Below are 17,773 nucleotides of genomic sequence, written 5' to 3'. Positions count from 1 at the left end.
CCGATGGTCATCAGTATTATCAAAAATGATAGCGGCTAGGGCATATTGCACTAGCGCTTGAAGCACATTGGGCTGAAAACAGCGTGTCAGAAGCCGAGACTGGCCAGCAGATCGTCCACCTGGGACTGGTCGGTGACCACGTCGGGCGTGTTGTCCGGGTCCACCACCGGGCCTTGCAGGTGGGCCGGGCGGGCGGGCTCGGCGGGTACCTGGGCGTTGGGCGGGGCCGTCTGGATGAGCAGTTGCACCAATTGCTCTTCAATAGTGGCTGCCAGATTCACCACGCGCGCAATCACCTGGCCGGTGAGGTCGTGAAAGTCCTGGGCCATCATGATTTCCGTGAGGTGCGTGTCGGCCTCTTTGGTCACACGCTCCACGTCGGTCAGGAAGTTGAAGATCTCGCCCTTGGCCACGGCAGCCACCGGGTCGGCGACCAGCGAATTGACGACCCTGCGTGTTTCCGCCGCAATGTAGTCGTGCTGCGCCTTGGCTTGCTCGACTCGGTTGAGTACCTTCTCGGCGGCCTCGCCCGTCAGCCGGGCGATGTACGACAGTCGGCTCTGGGCGTCGGGCAGTTCGCCCATGGAGCCGCGCAGCTTGTCGGCGTACCCCAATTCATTCAGTGAATCGTGAAGCTGGCGGGTCAGCAGGCCAATCTTGTGGTGAACATCGGCTTCGGCGGCCGGCTGGCTGTTGTCCGGTGTGTCGTCCATGGTGTCATAGCCCCATCTTCTTCAGAATCAAGGTCACCTTCTCTTCCAGAGTTGCCTTGGTGAAGGGTTTGACGATGTAACCCGCCGCGCCGCCCTGGGCGGCAGCAACGATGTCTTCCTTGCGCGCTTCGGCGGTCACCATCAGGACGGGCAGGTGCTTGAGCTTGTCGTCCTTCTTGATCTCGGCCAGCAGCTGGAAGCCGTTCATGTTGGGCATATTGATGTCGGTCACCACAAAATCAAACTTGCTGTTGCGCAGCTTGTTGAGTGCGGCGACACCATCCTCGGCCTCGTCAGCGTCTGAGAACCCGCTCTCCTTGAGCAGGTTGCGAACGATGCGTCGCATGGTGGAGAAGTCGTCAACGATCAAAAAACGAAGGGCTGTGGTCACTTGGGACCCTTTCAGTCGAGATTTACTGTAAGCATTGTCATGGGCGGCAGGTTTGGTGACAAGTCGTAACTGTTACCTGCTTGGGGGGGGATTTTCCCGCTTTTCAGTCAACAGTTCTGTGGACGTGATTTCGGGAATCCCTTTGCCCATGAGCCGTTCTTCGGCCTCCCGGGTCAACACCGTGATGGTGATGCGCCGGTTGGAGGGGGAGCGTGGGTTCTTGGGGTCCAGCAGATCGCTGGCGGCCAAGCCCACCACGCGGCCCAGTTTAGCGTCTGGCATGCCGGCAGAGACCAGCTCTCGGCGCGAGGCGTTGGCCCGGTCTGCTGACAGCTCCCAGTTGCTGTACCCCTTTTCGCTGTTGCCATAGGGCACGGCGTCGGTGTGGCCTGCCAGACTGATTCGGTTTTCAACGCCGCCGAGGGCCGCGCCAATTTCGCGCAGGATATCGCGCATGTAGGGTTTTACCAACGCGCTGCCGCTGTCGAACATGGGGCGGTTTTGGTCGTCAATGATCTGGATCTGCAGCCCGTCGGGCGTGATGTCGATGCGGATCTGCGATTTGTACTCGTTCAGGCGCGGGTTTTCGGTGATCAGCGCATCGATCTTGGCCTCCAGGGCCTTGATGCGTTCCTGGTCCTGCTTGGCGCGTTCCGCCCGCGCGGCATCGATGCTCATGCGGCGCTGCTTGGCCTCTTCCACATCGGAGCGGCGCACCTGGCCGTGCACCTTGGCCAGATCGTTGCCGCCGCCGGGGATGACGCTGGAGCTGTTGCCCGCGCCGTCGCCGCCGGTCATCGCCACTTTGAGCGGCGACGCGAAATACGCCGCAATGCCCTGCAGCTCCCCTTTGGCCGTGGAGCCGAGCAGCCACATCAACAGGAAGAACGCCATCATCGCCGTCACAAAGTCGGCATAAGCGATCTTCCAGGCGCCCCCATGCACCGCGTGCCCGCCTTTCTTGACGCGCTTGATGATGATGGGCTGGAGCTTCTTTTCTGCCATGGCGATGGGGACGTTGTGGCGCAGCTACTGCATTCGCGGCGTCTACTTCTTGCCCTTCACATGCCCTTCCAGCTCTGAGAAGCTGGGGCGGACGTTGGAGAACAGCACCTTGCGGCCAAACTCAATGGCCGTGGCCGGGTTGTAGCCCTGCATGCTGGCCAGCAGGGTGGACTTGATGCACTGCAGTTCCTTGGCGGCGTCCTCGGTCTTTTGCTCGACGAGTCCGCCCAAGGGCTCGACCACCCCGTAGGCCAGCAAAATGCCCAGGAACGTGCCCACCAGCGCCGAGCCGATCATGCCGCCCAGCACGGAGGGCGGCTGGCCCACCGAGCCCATGGTGTTCACCACACCCAGCACGGCGGCCACGATCCCGAAGGCGGGCAGGGCGCCCGCCAGCCGTGCCAGCGCAGCCACGGGAGCATGGGCCTCCTGGTGGTGGGTGTCGATCTCGCTGTCCATCAGCGCCTCAATTTCGTGGGAGTTGAGGTTGCCCGACACCATCATGCGCAGGTAATCGGTGGTGAATTCGATCACATGGTGGTCGCTGCCCACCGTGGGGTATTTCTTGAAGATATCGGATTCGTGGGGCGCTTCCACATCCTTCTCAATGGCCATCAGGCCTTCCTTGCGGGCCTTCTGCAGGATGTCATAGAGCATCGCCATCAGCTCCATGTAACGCTCCTTGGTGTACTTGGAGCCCTTGAGCGCCATCGGTAGCGCGGCCATGGTGGCCTTGATCACCTTGGGCTGGTTGTTCACTACAAAAGCACCCAGCGCGCCCCCCAGGATCGTGATGATCTCAAACGGCAGGGCCTTGAGGATCACGCTGATGTTGCCCCCGTGCATGATGTACACACCAAAGATGCAGCCCAGGCAGACGACGTAACCGATGATGACAAACATGCTTTAGACGTGTAGAGCGGCGGCAGGGGGCGACTGCAGGCCAGGGCTGCAATCCACGGATGAACCGAAGGTTACTGCAAATGTATCGGATTGCAGAACGCGAAATGCCCCATGAGAACGGTCAACAGGGGGCTTCTTGACGGAATGCCTCGAGCGTGATGCATGGTCGGAAGTCAGACAGTCAAGGAGCCAGTCTTAAGACTTGATATCGTTGAGGGTGTTTGGGTTTGAAAAATATTAAATATCTGCTGTTGAACGCGCAGCGTTTTGACTTCTGCGCTGCTCTGCAGCTTTGCGCTTCGAACGAGTGTCTTTAGGCCAATCTCCACATTTGGCACGCTTTTCTGTCGCCGTAACACCTTTTTTCGCGCAACGGCTGGTCTATGCTGTGGCTATGAAAGCTGTATTGCTCGCCGGCGGACTCGGAACCCGCATTTCCGAAGAGTCGCATCTCAAGCCCAAGCCGATGATCGAGATCGGCGGGCGTCCCATTCTTTGGCACATCATGAAAATCTACGCTGCGCACGGCGTCAATGAATTCATCATCTGCCTGGGCTACAAGGGCTATGTGATCAAGGAGTATTTCGCCAACTACTTCTTGCACATGTCCGACGTGACCTTTGACATGGCCAACAACCGCATGGAAGTGCACCACCGCCATGCCGAGCCCTGGCGCGTGACGCTGGTGGACACGGGCGAGAGCACCATGACCGGCGGGCGCCTGCGCCGCGTGCAGGAATACCTGGAGCCCGGACAGCCGTTTTGCTTCACCTACGGCGACGGCGTGGCCGACCTGGACATGGCGGCGCAATTTGCCTTCCACCGCGCCCATGGCCGCCAGGCCACCGTGACGGCCGTGCAGCCCCCGGGCCGCTACGGCGCGCTGGTGCGCAACGGCGATACGGTGGCGGGCTTTGAAGAAAAGCCCCGGGGCGATGGCGGCTGGATCAACGGTGGTTTCTTTGTGCTGCAGCCCGAGGTGATTGACCTGATCGACGGGGATGCGACGCCCTGGGAGGCAGAGCCCATGCAGCGCCTGGCCCAAAGCGGCCAACTGCAAGCGTTTGAGCACGCAGGCTTTTGGCAGCCCATGGACACTTTGCGCGAAAAGAATTTCCTCGAAGAGCTGTGGCAAAGCGGGCAAGCCCCGTGGAAGTGCTGGTAATGACAGCTGCAGCCAAGCCCGCCCCCTCTTTTTGGCACGGCAAGCGCGTGCTGCTGACCGGGCACACCGGCTTCAAAGGCAGCTGGCTGGCCCTGTGGCTGGCGCGCATGGGGGCGGAGGTGACGGGCCTGGCCTTGGCCCCCGCCACCGAACCCAATCTGTTCACTTTGGCTCGCGTGGCCGATGGGCTGCACCCCAGCCACGAGTGCGATGTGCGCGACGCCCAGGCCGTGGCCGCCCACGTGCAGGCCGCTCGCCCGCAGATCGTGCTGCACTTGGCCGCGCAGGCGCTGGTGCGCGCAGGCTATGCCGACCCACTGGGCACCCACGCCACCAACGTCATGGGCACGGCCCATGTGCTGGATGCGCTACGGGGCCAGGCCGATGTGCGCGCCGTGGTGGTGGTAACCACCGATAAGGTCTACCGCAACCGCGAGTGGGCCTACCCCTACCGCGAGGACGACCCGCTGGGCGGCCACGACCCCTACAGTGCCAGCAAGGCAGCAGCTGAGATCGTCACCGCCAGCTACCGCGATGCCTTTTTGGCCGTGCAGGGCGTAGCTGTAGCCACGGCGCGGGCAGGCAATGTGATTGGCGGGGGCGACTGGGCGGCCGACCGCCTGCTGCCCGACGCCGTGCGCGCCTGGAGCGCCGGGCAGACTTTGCACATTCGCCACCCCGAGGCCACGCGCCCCTGGCAGCATGTGATCGAGCCGCTGGCCGCCTACCTGTGCCTGGCCGAGCGGCTGTGGGCCGACCCCACCCGCGCCGGGGCCTACAACTTTGGCCCGCTGCCGCACGAGGCGGCCACCGTGGGGTATTTGGTCAAAATGGCCTCTAGCGCTTATCCAGAAAGCGCAACAAGCTATGAAAATCATAGTAAAGGCCCGCACGAGGCTGGCTGGCTGGCGCTGGAAACCGCCCACGCCCGCCAAACGGTGGGCGTGGCCCCCCGCTGGGGGCTCGACACCGCCGTGGCCCGCACCATGGCCTGGTACCGCGCCCAGCAGGGCGGGGCCGATGCCCGCGCCCTGTGCTTGGCCGACCTGGATGCCTGGGAGGCCGCGCAGTGAGTTCGCGTTTTACCAGCACCCCTTTGCCCCTGCACGGCCTGGTGCGCGTGCAGCGCCAGCCCTTGCAGGATGCGCGTGGCTTGTTTGAGCGCATGTTCTGCGCCGATGAGCTGGCCACCGTAGGCTGGACGCAGCCCATCGCCCAGATCAACCACAGCCTCACCCGCCAGCGCGGCAGCGTGCGCGGCTTGCACTACCAGCGCCCGCCCCATGCCGAGATGAAGCTGGTGAGTTGCCTGCGCGGCGAGGTGTGGGACGTGGCTGTGGACCTGCGCGCAGGCTCGCCCACCTTTTTGCAATGGCACGCTGAGCGTTTGTCTCCTGACAACGCCTGCGCGCTGCTCATCCCGCCCGGCTTTGCGCATGGCTTTCAGGCGCTGACCGACGACGCCGAGCTGCTGTACCTGCACTCTGCCGCCTACGCGCCGGGCGCAGAGGCGGGCCTGAACCCGCTGGACCCGCGCTTGGCGTTGCCCTGGCCGTTGCCTGTGGGCGAAATGTCTGAGCGCGACCGCAGCCATGCGCTGCTGACAGCATCGTTTGAAGGAGTGCCTTTGTGAAGTGCCGACACTGCGGCCAGCCGCTGCACCTGCCGTTTTTAGACCTGGGCAGCGCGCCACCCTCCAATGCCTACCTGAGCGAGGCCGCCCTGCGTGCGCCCGAAGTCTGGTTCCCCCTGCGCGTGCTGGTGTGCACACAATGCTGGCTGGTGCAGACCGAAGACCACGCCGGGCGCGAGGCGCTGTTCACGCACGACTACGCCTACTTCAGTTCGTTCTCCTCGTCGTGGCTCGCCCACGCCAAGGCATATGTGCAGACCATGCAGCAGCGCCTGGGTTTGGGCGCAGGCAGTTGTGTGGTCGAGGTCGCATCGAACGACGGCTACCTGCTGCAGTACGTGCAGCAGGCGGGCATTCCTTGCTACGGCATCGAGCCCACAGCCAGCACGGCCAAGGCGGCGTGGGCGCTGGGCTTGGAGGTGGTGGAGCGCTTTTTTGGTGTGGCCCTGGCCGATGAGCTTGCCAGCGCTGGCCGCCAGGCCGACCTGATCGCCGCCAACAACGTGCTGGCGCATGTGCCAGACATCAACGACTTTGTGGCCGGGTTCACCCGCCTGCTCAAGCCCCACGGCGTGGCGACGTTCGAGTTTCCGCACCTGCTGCGCATGGTGCAGGGCTGCCAGTTCGATACGGCTTACCACGAGCATTACTCGTATTTGTCGCTCACCGCCGTGCAGCGCATCTTTGCGGCCAACGGCTTGGTGGTGGTGGATGTGCAGGAGCTGCCCACCCACGGCGGTAGTCTACGCGTGTTCACCGCCCGCGCTGATGCGGTGGGTCACCCTCAGGTCAGCACGGAGGGGGCTGCCCGCGTGCGGCAGCTGTTGGCCACGGAGGCGTCAGCTGGCTTGCTGGATGCTGGTTTCTACAGCGGTTTTCATGCCCAGGCCATACGGGTCAAGCGCGAGCTACTCACTTTTTTATTGCAATGCCAAGCTCACGGCATCACAGTGGGCGCGTATGGTGCTGCAGCCAAGGGCAACACTCTGCTCAACTTTGCCGGCGTGAGGCCCGATTTGCTGCCGTATGTGGTGGACAAGAACCCCGCCAAGCAGGGCCAGTACCTGCCCGGCAGCCACATTCCGGTCGTCAGCGAAGCTCATTTGCGCGCCCACCGGCCCCAGCGCATACTGATCTTGCCTTGGAACCTGCGCAGCGAGGTGGCCGAGCAGCTGGACTATACGCGCAGCTGGGGCGCGCAGTTGGTGGTGGCCGTGCCGCGCCTAGAGGTACTTGAATGACTGCACTCTCTCGAATTATCTTGTCCCGGCCTTCCATCACGGAGTTGGAAGTGTCGTTGGCAGAAGATGCTGCCCGCAATGGCTGGGGCGAACACTGCTATGACTACATCCTCCGGTTCGAGAAGGCGTTTGCCGCTCATGTCGGGGTCCGGCATGCCATTGCGACGTCAAGCTGCACGGGCGCCTTGCACATGGGGCTGGCAGCCCTGGAGATTGGTGAAGGCGACGAAGTCATCCTTGCCGATACCAACTGGGTCGCGACGCTGGCGCCCGTCTTGCACTTGGGCGCCACGCCGGTGCTGGTTGATATCCTTGAGGACACATGGTGCATAGACCCGCAAGCCGTGCGCGCGGCCATTACGCCCCGCACGCGCGCCATCGTGGCGGTCCACCTGTACGGCAATCTGTGCGACATGGATGCATTACTCGCCATCGGCCGGGAGCACGGAATTCCGGTGATCGAGGATGCTGCGGAAGCTATCGGGTCCAGTCACCGTGGGCGAACAGCCGGCTCGATGGGCCTGTTTGGAGGTTTTTCGTTTCACGGATCAAAGACCATGACCACTGGCGAAGGGGGCATGTTCGTGACCGACGACTCAGACCTCTACGAAAAGGTGCTGACGTTGTCCAATCACGGCCGTTCGCGTCGGCAGACCCGGCAGTTCTGGCCCGATGAGCTGGGCTTCAAATACAAGATGTCCAACCTGCAGGCGGCGCTCGGATATGCACAGCTGCAGCGCGTGGGCGAGCTCATTGCCCGCAAACGCGCCATTCTGGAAACCTATCGACAGGCGCTGGCTAGCGAGCCGGCCCTGCGCATGAACCCCGAGCTGCCCGGTACGGTAATCGGAGCTTGGATGCCCACGGTGGTTCTACCGGACTCGCACCGCCTGACTGCAACATCGCTGCTGCGCTCGTTCAAGGAAAACAACATCGACGCCCGTCCCTTCTTCTACCCGCTTTCGATGCTGCCCTGGATGCAGGGGCATCCTTGCGGCCGCAATGCACTGCGTATCGCAGAGCGTGCCGTCAACCTGCCAAGTTACCACGACATGACCGAAGGCGACATCGCTCGCGTGGCTGGTGTCGTTCGCGAGGCGCTGCATGCGGTGTGACCAAGGTAGTCGGATAGAGGCACGCGGCTCCTGGGTACTCTGGGGCTGCTCGGGGCACGGTCGCGTACTGCTGGACGTGATCGCAGCGCATGCGGGGAACGTTGTCGCCTTCGTGGATGCGCGCCCCCTGCCGCCGCTGGTAGGCGGACGGCCAGTGTTGCCGGGCGAAGATGGTTTTGTCGCCTGGATGGCAAGCATCCCGCCATCCTTGGCTGAAGATTTGTGCGGAGCCGTCGCTATCGGCCGCCAAGGCCCAGACCGTCTCCGCGTCCTTCGAGAGTTTATTGGTCGTGGACTACGGGTGCCGGTGCTCTTGCATCCCGCCGCCAGCGTCAGCCCCTCGGCCGTGCTGGGGCGGGGCTCTCAGGTTCTTGCCCATGCCGTGGTTGCCGCTGGCGCTAGGCTGGGGGATGCCTGTATCGTCAACCATAAGGCATCGGTAGACCATGAATGCCACCTGGCCGACAGCGTGACGGTGGCACCCGGCGCTACCCTGTGTGGCAACGTCCAGGTAGGCCAGGACGTATTTATCGGTGCTGGCGCCACCATACTGCCGCGCATCACTATCGGCGCGGGCGCCATGGTGGGGGCGGGTGCTGTGGTCACGCGCGATGTCCCCGTCGGGGCTGTAGTGGTTGGCAACCCCGCGCGCGTGGTCTAACTGATTTCCTAGGCCTGACGCGCGCCCTCAGTGCGTCGCTAATCCATATTTTCCATCTTCCAGCAGGAGCAACCCATGTCAATCTCCAACGCAAAAGGCCCTGTCGAGTTGTTTCTTCAAGAAAGAGAGGATAGGCTTCAGCGCTATGCGGAAGATGTGTCCTTCCAGGCCCTCTCGGCCGAATGGCTCCAAGCATCCATGCAGCGCCAGTACGTCTACAACTTCGATTGGTTGGGCAGACCCATCATCCAGTATCCGCAGGACATCGTGGCTATGCAGGAGCTGGTGTGGCGCGTGCGACCCGACCTCATCATCGAGACGGGAATCGCCCACGGCGGATCACTGGTGCTCAGTGCATCGCTGCTGGCCATGCTCGATATGTGCGACGCCATTGAGGGGGGGGTCGCGCTGGATCCTCGGCAATCGAAGCGCAAGGTGCTCGGGGTCGACATCGATATCCGTCCTCATAATCGGTCTGCCATCGAGGGTCATCCCATGGCCAGTCGCATCGAGATGATTCAGGGCTCTTCCATCGCACCGGAGGTCGTCGCGCAGGTCCGTGAGTTCGCCAAGGGGTATGAGCGTGTGCTGGTGTGCCTGGATTCCATGCACACGCACGCCCACGTAGTTGCCGAATTAGAGGCTTACGCGCCTCTGGTGTCCGTAGGTAGTTACTGCGTGGTGTTCGACACCTTTGTGGAGGACATGCCTGCCAAGTTCTTTTCAGATCGCCCCTGGGATGTGGGTAACAACCCCAAGACCGCCGTGCGGGAGTGGCTCCAGGGGCATCCGGCGTTCGAGACCGATCCGCACTGGCCCGGCAAGCTAATGGTGACCGTTGCGCCGGAAGGATTCCTGCGTCGCTCCGCGAGGGACTAGTCCACTGAATCGGATAAATCGGCTGAATGTGAGGGGCTGGCAAAGCCGCAATCTAGCCACTGGGCGTTGCGGGGGCGTGTCCGCGACATCCGCAGCGTCCGGGCTTGCGCTTCAGGCTGAAGGGCCTTGGCTCAATGCCTGGGCCGCGTATCGCATGTAAGTTACAGCAAAATCCGTGTGCCCGTGGGCGAGTTCCACCTCCGCTAGGCAGGCGAGGGCTACCGGGTCGTGCGGAACGGCGCAAAGCACCATCTCGGCCAATTCCGTCACGTTGTACCAGAGCCGGTTTTCGATCTGCCCGCTCTCCGTCACTTGGCTGGCGGGCACTTCCCTGGCGCGGGCCAACAAGGTCTCAAGACGCTGGTGTGCTTCGTGGATCGTCACGCGCTGCCCCGGGGCTATGCCGACTCCCCGGATGGGCGGGCTCTCCCATTCGCGAGGCATGCTGGAGAGGTAACCTTGCATGACGCCCAGCTGTGCATCGAAATGCTCCTGGGTATTGCCTGGATGCTGCTGTTGGGCGAGCCACTGCAGCCACATGGTGCGCAAGCCTTCGCCAAAGTAGTGGCAAAACACGTCTTCCCTCATCAGCACGGAGGCTTCCAACTGCTGACGCAATTTCATCCGCGTCTCGTTGAGCCGATGGACATTGCTGGCAAGATCGACTGCGATGTCCACGTAGACGTTTTGTGTTTTTGCAAGCCACTGCGGCCTGCCCAGGTGCAGCAGAATGCCGGAGGTGAGCCGGCTCTTGAAACTAGTGCCTTCCAATCCGACTAGCGGAACACCCATCCAGAGAACGTCCATGGAGGTGGTGCCTCCATTCAACGGGAATGGGTCCAGTGCGATGTCGATTCGGTGGTAGGTGAGGTATTGATTGCTGGTGCTGAGTCCTACCAGTTCGACCCGGTCCGCCGGGAGTCCGAGTCGATTGCAGCGCTGCATGTACTCATGGGCAAAGTCCGGGTTGCCTAGGTTTTTACCTTCGATAAGGATCCGGGAGCCAGGAACCCTGCGGAGTATCTCCGCCCAGGTAGCAAGAACCGTGTCGGTGATTTTTCCGAGGTTGTTACAGGATCCGAACGTGATGTGCCCGTTTTCCAGCGCGGGCGTGGGACGCACGAGGTAGATCGGTTGATAGCGCCACAACGGGTTGCGGCTCATTGGTCGGTAAACGCAAAGACGAGTGGGCAGGCGAAACAGATGTTCGGTGTATTGAGGCTCCACGCCCGGTGGGTCGGTGATCTCGTCGGTAATCAGGTAGTCGATGGCAGACAGGCCAGTCGTGCCCGGGAAGCCGATCCAGGTCGCCTGCACAGGCGCCGCTTTGTGTGCCATCGCCATCAGGCCGTTGTGGCCGGTGTGGCCCGCCAAGTCGATCAGGATGTCGATCTGGTGGCTGCGGATAGTTTCCGCCTGGCTTTTGGGGGGCAGCCCAGCCAGATGGACGAAATGGTCTGCGTGCCGCTGAACACGTTCTGTGATGTAGTCGCTCCTGGGGAACAGGTAAAATGCGTACACCTCGAACTGACGACGGTCGAGCTGTGCGAGCACCCCTTCCATGAAATACATGACCGAATGCACCCGGAAGTCAGGGGAGAGGAAGCCAATGCGCAGCTTTTTCCACGGTCCTTGGTCGTGATCGGAGAAAGTGGGCCAGGAGGGTTTCAACGGTGGCTCGAAAACGGCGGCGTAGTCCCGTGCCGCAGCCGCCAAGCTTGAAGCATCAGCGTCCGGGTCGGCTAACATGAAGAGCAGCCGATTGGTGTGATTGGAGGGTTCGGCTGGCGTGAGGGCGATGGCGGCTAGGCAGTCCTGAACGGCCTCCTTCACCTGGCCAAGTTCGCGACGGTGGATGGCCTTTTGCGTCAACGCTGCCGATTTCTCGGGGATGGTGGATGCCAGGGCGGCGGCGCGCTCTGCAGCCTTGAAGCCCTGTTCATGCCGGGCAATGAGATAACAGCATTGCGAAAGGATCAGCCAGCACACAGACTGGTCGGCGCGCAGCTCGCACACTCGCTCCAGGATGGGCAGGGCTTCTGCGTTGCGCGCCAGACTCAGCAGCAGGTTACCGTAGTTGATCAGCAACTCAGCATCGCCCGGCGATTGTGCGGCTGCACGCTGGTAGACATCGACTGCCTCATCCTTGTGGCCCAGGCAGTCCAGCGCATGACCCAGGAAACGTTGAGCCTGCAGATGGCGGGAATTCTTGCGCAAGGCCTGTTTGCACAACCGTGCGAGAAGTTCCCACTGGCCCGACTCAAGCGCCTCCCGAAGCCTTGGGTCTGCGCGTACGTGCCCGTGTCCTTGCTGTTGTCTAACGCTCACATCGGTCCTTGCATCGTTTGCGCATGTTTACACGCGGGGCGCGCTGCGCCGGCCGATGCCCCGCGGATATCATGCCTTACTGCAGCAGCTTGAGCACGCCTTGCGGGATCTGGTTGGCCTGGGCCACCATTGCGGTGCCCGCTTGCTGCAGGATCTGCGCGCGCGACAGGTTGGCGGTTTCGGCCGCGAAGTCGGCGTCCAGGATGCGGCTGCGCGAGGCAGAGAGATTCTCGGACGTGATGTTTAGCGCGGAGATCGCCGTCTCGAAGCGCGCCTGCAGCGCACCCAGCTTGGCGCGTTCGCCGTTGATGAACGCCAGCGCCGAGTCTACCGTCTTGAGGGCTTCGGTCGCCTTCTTGAAGGTGGTCACATCCAGGTTGGCCACTTCCTGCAAGTCCGAGGCGGAATCGGCGGGCGCAGCAGTGCTGAACGCGTTGGTCGTGGTGGCCACGGTCGAGAATGACTTCTCGGAGTCGAGCACCACATAGCCGCTCGTGGTCGAGGCATCGGCGCCCGACGCGGCAGCCAGGGTGTCGGCAGCGCCGGTGGCGGTGCCGTCGGCCTGCAGCTTCTGGATGGTGATGGCGCCCGCGTTGGCACCCGAGGCTGCGCTTTTGTACAGTCCGATGTCCTGCCCCGTGGCGTTGGACAGCACGATGCCCGTGCTGGTGGCGTTCAGCGAAGCCGTCACGCCGGTCTTGGCCGATTGTTCGTTGATGGCAGAGATGGCATTGGAGAGGCCGTCCGACGTGTTCAGTGCCGACACGTTGAACGAAATCGACTGGCCCAGAGCTGGCGCGGTGGGCGTGTTTTCCGAGCGCAGCTCGAAGGTGTAGGAGCCGACGGAGGTGAACGAGAGGTCCAGTTCGGTCCGGGCCGAGGCGGTCACACCCGTGTTGGCCGTCTGCAGATTGATCTTATCTGCCATGGCCTTGGCGGTGTCGTTGGCCACGAGCGTGATGTTCTGCGAGCCCAGTGCGCCATTGACGGCCAGCGTGCCGCCGGTCACGCCGTTGGTGCCCCAGCTGGTCGCGCTGGCGGCGGCACCAGCGCCGTTGGCCGACGTGTTCTGGTTGTTGCCGTACACGCTGGTGCGCAGGTTGGCAGTGGCCGCCACGATGGTCTGGTTGGCATTCGCGCCCACCTGGAACTGCTGGGTGCCAAACGTCCCATTGAGCAGCTTGGCACCGTTGAACTCGGTGGTTTGCGAGATGCGGTCCAGTTCCGCCACCAGCTGACCTACTTCCTGGTTGAGCGCCTGACGGTCGCTGGGGCTGTTGGAGGCATTGGCCGATTGCACGGCCAGCTCACGAACGCGCTGCAGGATGTCGCCGGCCGCCTTCATGGCGCCTTCTGTCACCTGCGCCAGGGAGATACCGTCATTGGCGTTGCGTGCCGCCTGGTTCAGGCCGCGGATCTGGCTGGTGAAACGCTCGGAAATCGCCAGACCGGCAGCGTCGTCCTTGGCGCTGTTGATGCGCAGGCCCGACGACAGGCGCTGAATGGAGGTGTTGAGCGAAGTCTGGCTGGTGCCCAGATTGCGCTGGGCCGTCAGCGAAGCGACATTGGTATTGATGGTGGCCATGGAGTTGCTCCTTGGGGGCTCTGGATGGACATGGGTGCCTGTTCAGGGACTACCGTCCGCCAGGCAATGCGGGAACGATGGGTAATTGTGTGGAGGACCGCACTGCCGCGTTGCCGGGATAAAGCGTGGAAAAGCCGGTCAACTTGCTGGTTCGCGTGCCGAAACACCCTAAACACCCGAGTCGAGCCGGGGGGCGGCAGCCGTTTCGCGGGCTGAGCGCGGGGAGGGGACCACATGGTTGCGGATTTCGTGCAGAGCAGCCCTAAAGTTTCCAAATGCCTGGCCGAAAACATGTGCAACGGAAGGTAAATGCCTCCGCCGTCACCAGAGAGCCTGTCGGCGCTGTGGACCGTATAGCCGGGTGCCTTGCCTGGCACCCAGGTTGGCGGAAACGCCATATTCAGTGAGTTCTTTTCAGGAGATTTGCCATGGCATCCACCATCAACACCAACGTCGCCTCGCTGACGGCCCAGCGCAATCTGGGTGCAAGCCAGACTTCGCTCAACACCTCCATTCAGCGCCTGTCGTCGGGCCTGCGCATCAACAGCGCCAAGGACGACGCTGCCGGTCTGGCGATTTCCGAGCGTTTCACCAGCCAGATCCGCGGCCTGAACCAGGCGGTGCGCAATGCTAATGACGGCATCTCGCTGGCGCAAACCGCTGAAGGCGCGCTGAAGGCGTCGGGCGACATCCTGCAGCGCGTTCGTGAGCTGGCGGTGCAATCGGCCAATGCCTCCAACAGCGCTGGTGATCGCCAAGCCCTGCAACAGGAAGTGGGGCAGTTGGTGTCAGAACTGGACCGCATCTCGCAAACTACCGAATTCAACGGCGCCAAGCTGCTCAATGGCACCTTTGGCACCCAGCAGTTCCAAGTGGGCGCCAACGCTAATCAGACCATCGTGGCGGCCACGGCCAATCTGCGCACCAGCGTGTACGGCAACAACCAGAATACGTCTGCCAATGGCGCTGGCAGCGGCGCAAGCGCCACTAGCTGGGGTACCAATGGTGTCACGGCGGGTACGCTGGCCGTCAATGGCTCCCTGGGCTCCAAGAACATTACCATTGCGGCCAACGACACGGCCAAGGCCATGGCTGACAACATCAACTTGCAGACGGCCAACACAGGCGTGACGGCCTCGGCGCGCACGGAAGTGGAGCTGACGTTCGGTTCTGTGGGGTCTTACACGTTCGAATTGCGCTCGGACAACACGCCTACCGGTAGTGCGCTGGGTCAGTCTGTGTCGTTCAACGTGACCGCCCTCAATACAGCCGACGGCCTATCTGGCGCGGTGTCCGCCATCAACGAGCAATCTTCGAAGACGGGCGTGACTGCACGAGTGAATGACACCAATACCGGCGTGATTTTGACGAACGCTTCCGGCCAAGACATCACCTTGGCCAAGGGTGCCACCTCGGGTGCAAACTCCGGCGCGGTCAACATTCAGAAGCTGCAGGCGGACGGAACTGCCATCGGCGCACAAGACACGTTGGCCGCGGCATCAGGTGCCGATGCATCGACCATCAGCGGCTACGTGGTCCTGGATTCCGAAAAGGCTTTCTCGACCGTGGCCACAACGACCAACGCGTTTAACACGACTGCAGCGGCCGATTCGGCCTCCGATTTGCAGGAAGTGGCAAAACTAGACGTGACCACGTTCAAGAAGGCTACCGAAGCGCTGAAGACCGTAGACTCTGCTTTGTCATATATCAACGGTGAACGCGCTAAGCTCGGCGCTCTGCAATCGCGCTTCGAAACGTCGATCAGCAACCTGCAAGTGACGTCCGAGAACCTGTCTGCATCGCGCAGCCGTATTCTGGACGCTGACTTCGCGGCTGAAACCGCCAACCTGTCACGCTCGCAGATCCTGCAGCAAGCCGGCACGGCCATGGTGGCCCAGGCCAACCAGCTGCCGCAAGGTGTGTTGGCCCTGCTGCGTTAATTGCAGCAGGTGCGGGCGGCCGGGGCGTTGCAGCGTCCCGGTCGGACCTCGGCGGCGGCAGAAGCTTTCTGTCGCCGCCCTTTTGACTTTCAGAGTGTATTTACGATTTTCCTTTCGGCGCGCGAAAAAGAAATCGCAAGTACGTTCTCAGAGCCGGCGGGTGCCAGGACCGCTGGATAAGACGGGTTTCCTGGTGCGAATACGGACGATCCTGGCAGCCATTGCGCGCCATAATTTCCGCTGATCCAGTTCAGGAGGTTGCTATGGCCACGATTTCATCACCAGGCGTTGGTACCAACGGACTCGATGTCAAGAACATCATTTCTCAGTTGGTGGCCTTGGAAAAAAAGCCTCTGGACGCACTGAAGCTGCAGGCGGCCACCGTCAGCACCAAGATTTCCGCCTACGGACAAATCAAGTCGCTGGTGTCCACCTTGCAGGATGCTGCCAGTAAGCTGACCAGCGTGACGGGCTGGAACGGCGTCACCACCACTTCGTCGGATTCCAAATTTGTATCGACCTCGGCGATTGGTGGCACTTTGCCGACATCCTTCAGTGTCGAGGTGCAGGGCTTGGCCAAGGCACAAGCCACGGCGTCAGCGGCTCTGCTGCCTGTGGGTGGCGCGCTGGGGGCGGGGACGTTGCGGCTGGAACTGGGCAAGTGGAGCGTTGCGCCGGCATCCTTCACACCATCGAGCGGCCAGCCCGTGGATATCACCATCCTCGCTAGCGACAAACTTTCCGACGTGGCCAGCAAGATCAATGGCGCCAACGCGGGCGTGACCGCCTCCATCCTGACCGACGCTTCAGGCGAGCGCCTTCTGCTGCGCGGCAAGAACACCGGTGAAGAAGCTGGCTTCCGGTTGAGCGTGATGGAGGGCGGCGACACCGACCCCCAGAGCGCTGGCAACACCGACGCCACGGGTCTGTCTCGGCTGGTGGCGGGCACGACGGTTTCGCAGGCGGCCGCCAATGCCAAGGCGACGGTGAACGGCATAGCCGTCACGTCCGCCACCAACACCTTTGCCTCCACGGTGTCCGGCGTGACCTTCAAGGCCGAGCAGATCACCACGGCCCCGATCGAGATCACGGTCGCCAAGGACGAGGCGGCCATTCGCGCCAACATCGACGGCTTCGTGAAGGCCTACAACGCCATCAACGAAATCCTGCAGGACGCCACCAAGTACGATGCCAAGACCCAGTCGGCGGGCCTGCTGCAGGGCGACTCGACCGCGGTGGCGCTGCAGAACTCGCTGCGCAACGCCGTCCAGTCCATCACTACCGGCGGCGGGGTCTTCAGTCGGCTGGCCGACGTCGGCATCACCCAGCAGTTGGGCGGCAATCTGGCGGTTGACTCTGCCAAGCTGAGCAAGGCGTTGACCGAAAGCCCTGAAGACGTCAAAAACCTGTTCCGTAACACGGGTGGCGGCAAGGCGGACGGCATTGCCGTGCAGCTCAAGGCGCTGACCACCAACCTGCTATCCAGCGACGGCTTCTTCAAGTCCAAGGACGACACCCTGCAGCTCAATCTCAAGCGCAACGCACAGGACCAGAACCGCGTGAACGACAAGGTCGATGCGTTCGAGAAGCGCATTACCCAGCGCTACAACGCGCTGGACAAGCAGATGGCAAGCCTCAATGGCCTGAACGCCTACATCGCGCAGCAAGTGACCGCCTGGAACAAATCAAACGGTTAAACCGGGGCTTCAGTTTTCTGAGCGCAAGCCGATAACTTAAGCAATACCTCGGAAGGATTGACAGCATGTTCAGCGCCTACAGCCCCCGTGCAGCCAACGCATACCAGCGCATCAACGTAGAGACCAGCATGCACACGATGGACCAACATCAGTTGGTCAGCCTGTTGTATGAAGGCGTTCTCAACTCCATTGCCACGGCGCGTGGAGCGATGGCGCGTGGTGACGTGCTGGGCAAGGTGAACGCAATTTCCAAGGCGGTACGCATCCTTGAAGAGGGACTGAGCACTTCACTCGACAAGGTCGATGGTGGGGAGTTGGCTCAGAACCTCGGGGCTTTGTACGACTACTGCATCCACCGCCTGATCCTGGCCAATGCGCGCAACGATGACGCCTTGATGCAGGAGGTCATGCGACTGATTGAGCCCGTGGCAACCGGGTGGAACGAAATCAAGAAATCGGGTGCGAGTGCAGCCGAAACGCCTACGTCGGGCCTGCCAGTGCTGGTGGAGGCCTGACC

At 62.2% G+C, this 17,773-nt stretch carries 16 protein-coding genes; 10 read left to right on the top strand and 6 right to left on the bottom strand.

Going from position 1 to position 17,773, the window contains the following annotated elements; all coding sequences use genetic code 11:
- Nucleotides 1–86: 86 nt before the first annotated feature.
- The 4 genes from ACOYR4_RS20335 to motA all read right to left on the bottom strand — a co-directional run bounded on the left by ACOYR4_RS20335 (nt 87) and on the right by motA (nt 3,012).
- Nucleotides 87–713: a protein phosphatase CheZ gene (locus ACOYR4_RS20335; RefSeq protein WP_110961869.1), complete on the bottom strand. Its 627-nt coding sequence runs from the start codon at nt 711–713 to the stop codon at nt 87–89.
- 4 nt (nt 714–717) lie between these two features.
- The gene (gene cheY / locus ACOYR4_RS20330; protein WP_015015821.1) at nt 718–1,104 is read right to left on the bottom strand and encodes a chemotaxis response regulator CheY; all 387 of its coding nucleotides are present in this window, start codon (nt 1,102–1,104) and stop codon (nt 718–720) included.
- Between the two features lie 72 nt (nt 1,105–1,176).
- Nucleotides 1,177–2,109, bottom strand: coding sequence for a flagellar motor protein MotB (gene motB / locus ACOYR4_RS20325; RefSeq protein WP_056065694.1), 933 nt, complete (start codon nt 2,107–2,109; stop codon nt 1,177–1,179).
- Nucleotides 2,110–2,151: 42 nt separating this feature from the next.
- Nucleotides 2,152–3,012 carry a flagellar motor stator protein MotA gene (gene motA, locus ACOYR4_RS20320; RefSeq protein WP_422847855.1) on the bottom strand — a complete coding sequence of 287 codons (861 nt, stop codon included), beginning with the start codon at nt 3,010–3,012 and terminating at the stop codon, nt 2,152–2,154.
- A gap of 394 nt (nt 3,013–3,406) precedes the next feature.
- Between motA and rfbF the strand changes: the two genes are divergently transcribed.
- From rfbF to ACOYR4_RS20285, 7 genes are all read left to right on the top strand, one after another.
- Nucleotides 3,407–4,177: a glucose-1-phosphate cytidylyltransferase gene (gene rfbF, locus ACOYR4_RS20315; RefSeq protein WP_422847854.1), complete on the top strand. Its 771-nt coding sequence runs from the start codon at nt 3,407–3,409 to the stop codon at nt 4,175–4,177.
- Nucleotides 4,177–5,250 (top strand): CDP-glucose 4,6-dehydratase, encoded by a 1,074-nt coding sequence (gene rfbG, locus ACOYR4_RS20310; protein ID WP_422847853.1) that lies wholly within the window; start codon nt 4,177–4,179, stop codon nt 5,248–5,250. Before rfbF ends, rfbG begins: the two co-directional genes overlap by 1 nt.
- The gene (locus tag ACOYR4_RS20305) at nt 5,247–5,810 is read left to right on the top strand and encodes a dTDP-4-dehydrorhamnose 3,5-epimerase family protein (RefSeq protein ID WP_422847852.1); all 564 of its coding nucleotides are present in this window, start codon (nt 5,247–5,249) and stop codon (nt 5,808–5,810) included. Before rfbG ends, ACOYR4_RS20305 begins: the two co-directional genes overlap by 4 nt.
- The gene (locus ACOYR4_RS20300) at nt 5,807–7,051 is read left to right on the top strand and encodes a methyltransferase domain-containing protein (RefSeq protein ID WP_422847851.1); all 1,245 of its coding nucleotides are present in this window, start codon (nt 5,807–5,809) and stop codon (nt 7,049–7,051) included. The genes ACOYR4_RS20305 and ACOYR4_RS20300 overlap by 4 nt, the downstream gene beginning before the upstream one ends.
- Entirely contained in the window at nt 7,048–8,166 is a 1,119-nt protein-coding gene (locus tag ACOYR4_RS20295; RefSeq protein WP_422847850.1) for a DegT/DnrJ/EryC1/StrS family aminotransferase, read from the top strand. The genes ACOYR4_RS20300 and ACOYR4_RS20295 overlap by 4 nt, the downstream gene beginning before the upstream one ends.
- A complete protein-coding gene (locus ACOYR4_RS20290; protein ID WP_422847849.1) occupies nt 8,156–8,827 on the top strand; it encodes a NeuD/PglB/VioB family sugar acetyltransferase in 672 nt (223 codons plus the stop codon). Before ACOYR4_RS20295 ends, ACOYR4_RS20290 begins: the two co-directional genes overlap by 11 nt.
- A 75-nt stretch (nt 8,828–8,902) precedes the next feature.
- Nucleotides 8,903–9,706 carry a cephalosporin hydroxylase family protein gene (locus ACOYR4_RS20285; RefSeq protein ID WP_422847848.1) on the top strand — a complete coding sequence of 268 codons (804 nt, stop codon included), beginning with the start codon at nt 8,903–8,905 and terminating at the stop codon, nt 9,704–9,706.
- 111 nt (nt 9,707–9,817) lie between these two features.
- On the opposite strand, the gene ACOYR4_RS20280 is transcribed toward ACOYR4_RS20285, so the two are convergent.
- Nucleotides 9,818–11,923: a tetratricopeptide repeat protein gene (locus ACOYR4_RS20280; RefSeq protein ID WP_422847847.1), complete on the bottom strand. Its 2,106-nt coding sequence runs from the start codon at nt 11,921–11,923 to the stop codon at nt 9,818–9,820.
- Nucleotides 11,924–12,110: 187 nt separating this feature from the next.
- Entirely contained in the window at nt 12,111–13,619 is a 1,509-nt protein-coding gene (locus ACOYR4_RS20275) for a flagellin (RefSeq protein ID WP_422847846.1), read from the bottom strand.
- Between the two features lie 428 nt (nt 13,620–14,047).
- Here ACOYR4_RS20275 and ACOYR4_RS20270 point away from each other — a divergent pair, with 428 nt between their 5' ends.
- The 3 genes from ACOYR4_RS20270 to fliS all read left to right on the top strand — a co-directional run bounded on the left by ACOYR4_RS20270 (nt 14,048) and on the right by fliS (nt 17,771).
- Entirely contained in the window at nt 14,048–15,559 is a 1,512-nt protein-coding gene (locus ACOYR4_RS20270) for a flagellin (RefSeq protein ID WP_422847845.1), read from the top strand.
- Nucleotides 15,560–15,822: 263 nt separating this feature from the next.
- Nucleotides 15,823–17,256: a flagellar filament capping protein FliD gene (gene fliD / locus ACOYR4_RS20265; RefSeq protein WP_422847844.1), complete on the top strand. Its 1,434-nt coding sequence runs from the start codon at nt 15,823–15,825 to the stop codon at nt 17,254–17,256.
- 65 nt (nt 17,257–17,321) lie between these two features.
- The gene (gene fliS / locus ACOYR4_RS20260) at nt 17,322–17,771 is read left to right on the top strand and encodes a flagellar export chaperone FliS (protein WP_422847843.1); all 450 of its coding nucleotides are present in this window, start codon (nt 17,322–17,324) and stop codon (nt 17,769–17,771) included.
- The last annotated feature ends 2 nt before the right edge of the window (nt 17,772–17,773 follow it).

The sequence above is a fragment of the Acidovorax sp. M14 genome, assembly GCF_049331375.1.
Lineage (GTDB): Bacteria > Pseudomonadota > Gammaproteobacteria > Burkholderiales > Burkholderiaceae_C > Acidovorax.
Note: the sequence above shows the minus strand (reverse complement) of the source record. Positions and strands in the feature narration are given on the sequence as shown.

What these genes read in the sequence shown, in the direction of transcription:
- ACOYR4_RS20275 (WP_422847846.1), bottom strand. Translation starts at nt 13,619, where the DNA reads ATGGCCACCATCAATACCAATGTCGCTTCGCTGACGGCCCAGCGCAAT.
- fliD (WP_422847844.1), top strand. Translation starts at nt 15,823, where the DNA reads ATGGCCACGATTTCATCACCAGGCGTTGGTACCAACGGACTCGATGTC.
- motB (WP_056065694.1), bottom strand. Translation starts at nt 2,109, where the DNA reads ATGGCAGAAAAGAAGCTCCAGCCCATCATCATCAAGCGCGTCAAGAAA.
- ACOYR4_RS20285 (WP_422847848.1), top strand. Translation starts at nt 8,903, where the DNA reads ATGTCAATCTCCAACGCAAAAGGCCCTGTCGAGTTGTTTCTTCAAGAA.
- ACOYR4_RS20290 (WP_422847849.1), top strand. Translation starts at nt 8,156, where the DNA reads ATGCGGTGTGACCAAGGTAGTCGGATAGAGGCACGCGGCTCCTGGGTA.
- fliS (WP_422847843.1), top strand. Translation starts at nt 17,322, where the DNA reads ATGTTCAGCGCCTACAGCCCCCGTGCAGCCAACGCATACCAGCGCATC.
- motA (WP_422847855.1), bottom strand. Translation starts at nt 3,012, where the DNA reads ATGTTTGTCATCATCGGTTACGTCGTCTGCCTGGGCTGCATCTTTGGT.
- rfbG (WP_422847853.1), top strand. Translation starts at nt 4,177, where the DNA reads ATGACAGCTGCAGCCAAGCCCGCCCCCTCTTTTTGGCACGGCAAGCGC.
- ACOYR4_RS20295 (WP_422847850.1), top strand. Translation starts at nt 7,048, where the DNA reads ATGACTGCACTCTCTCGAATTATCTTGTCCCGGCCTTCCATCACGGAG.
- ACOYR4_RS20335 (WP_110961869.1), bottom strand. Translation starts at nt 713, where the DNA reads ATGGACGACACACCGGACAACAGCCAGCCGGCCGCCGAAGCCGATGTT.
- ACOYR4_RS20270 (WP_422847845.1), top strand. Translation starts at nt 14,048, where the DNA reads ATGGCATCCACCATCAACACCAACGTCGCCTCGCTGACGGCCCAGCGC.
- rfbF (WP_422847854.1), top strand. Translation starts at nt 3,407, where the DNA reads ATGAAAGCTGTATTGCTCGCCGGCGGACTCGGAACCCGCATTTCCGAA.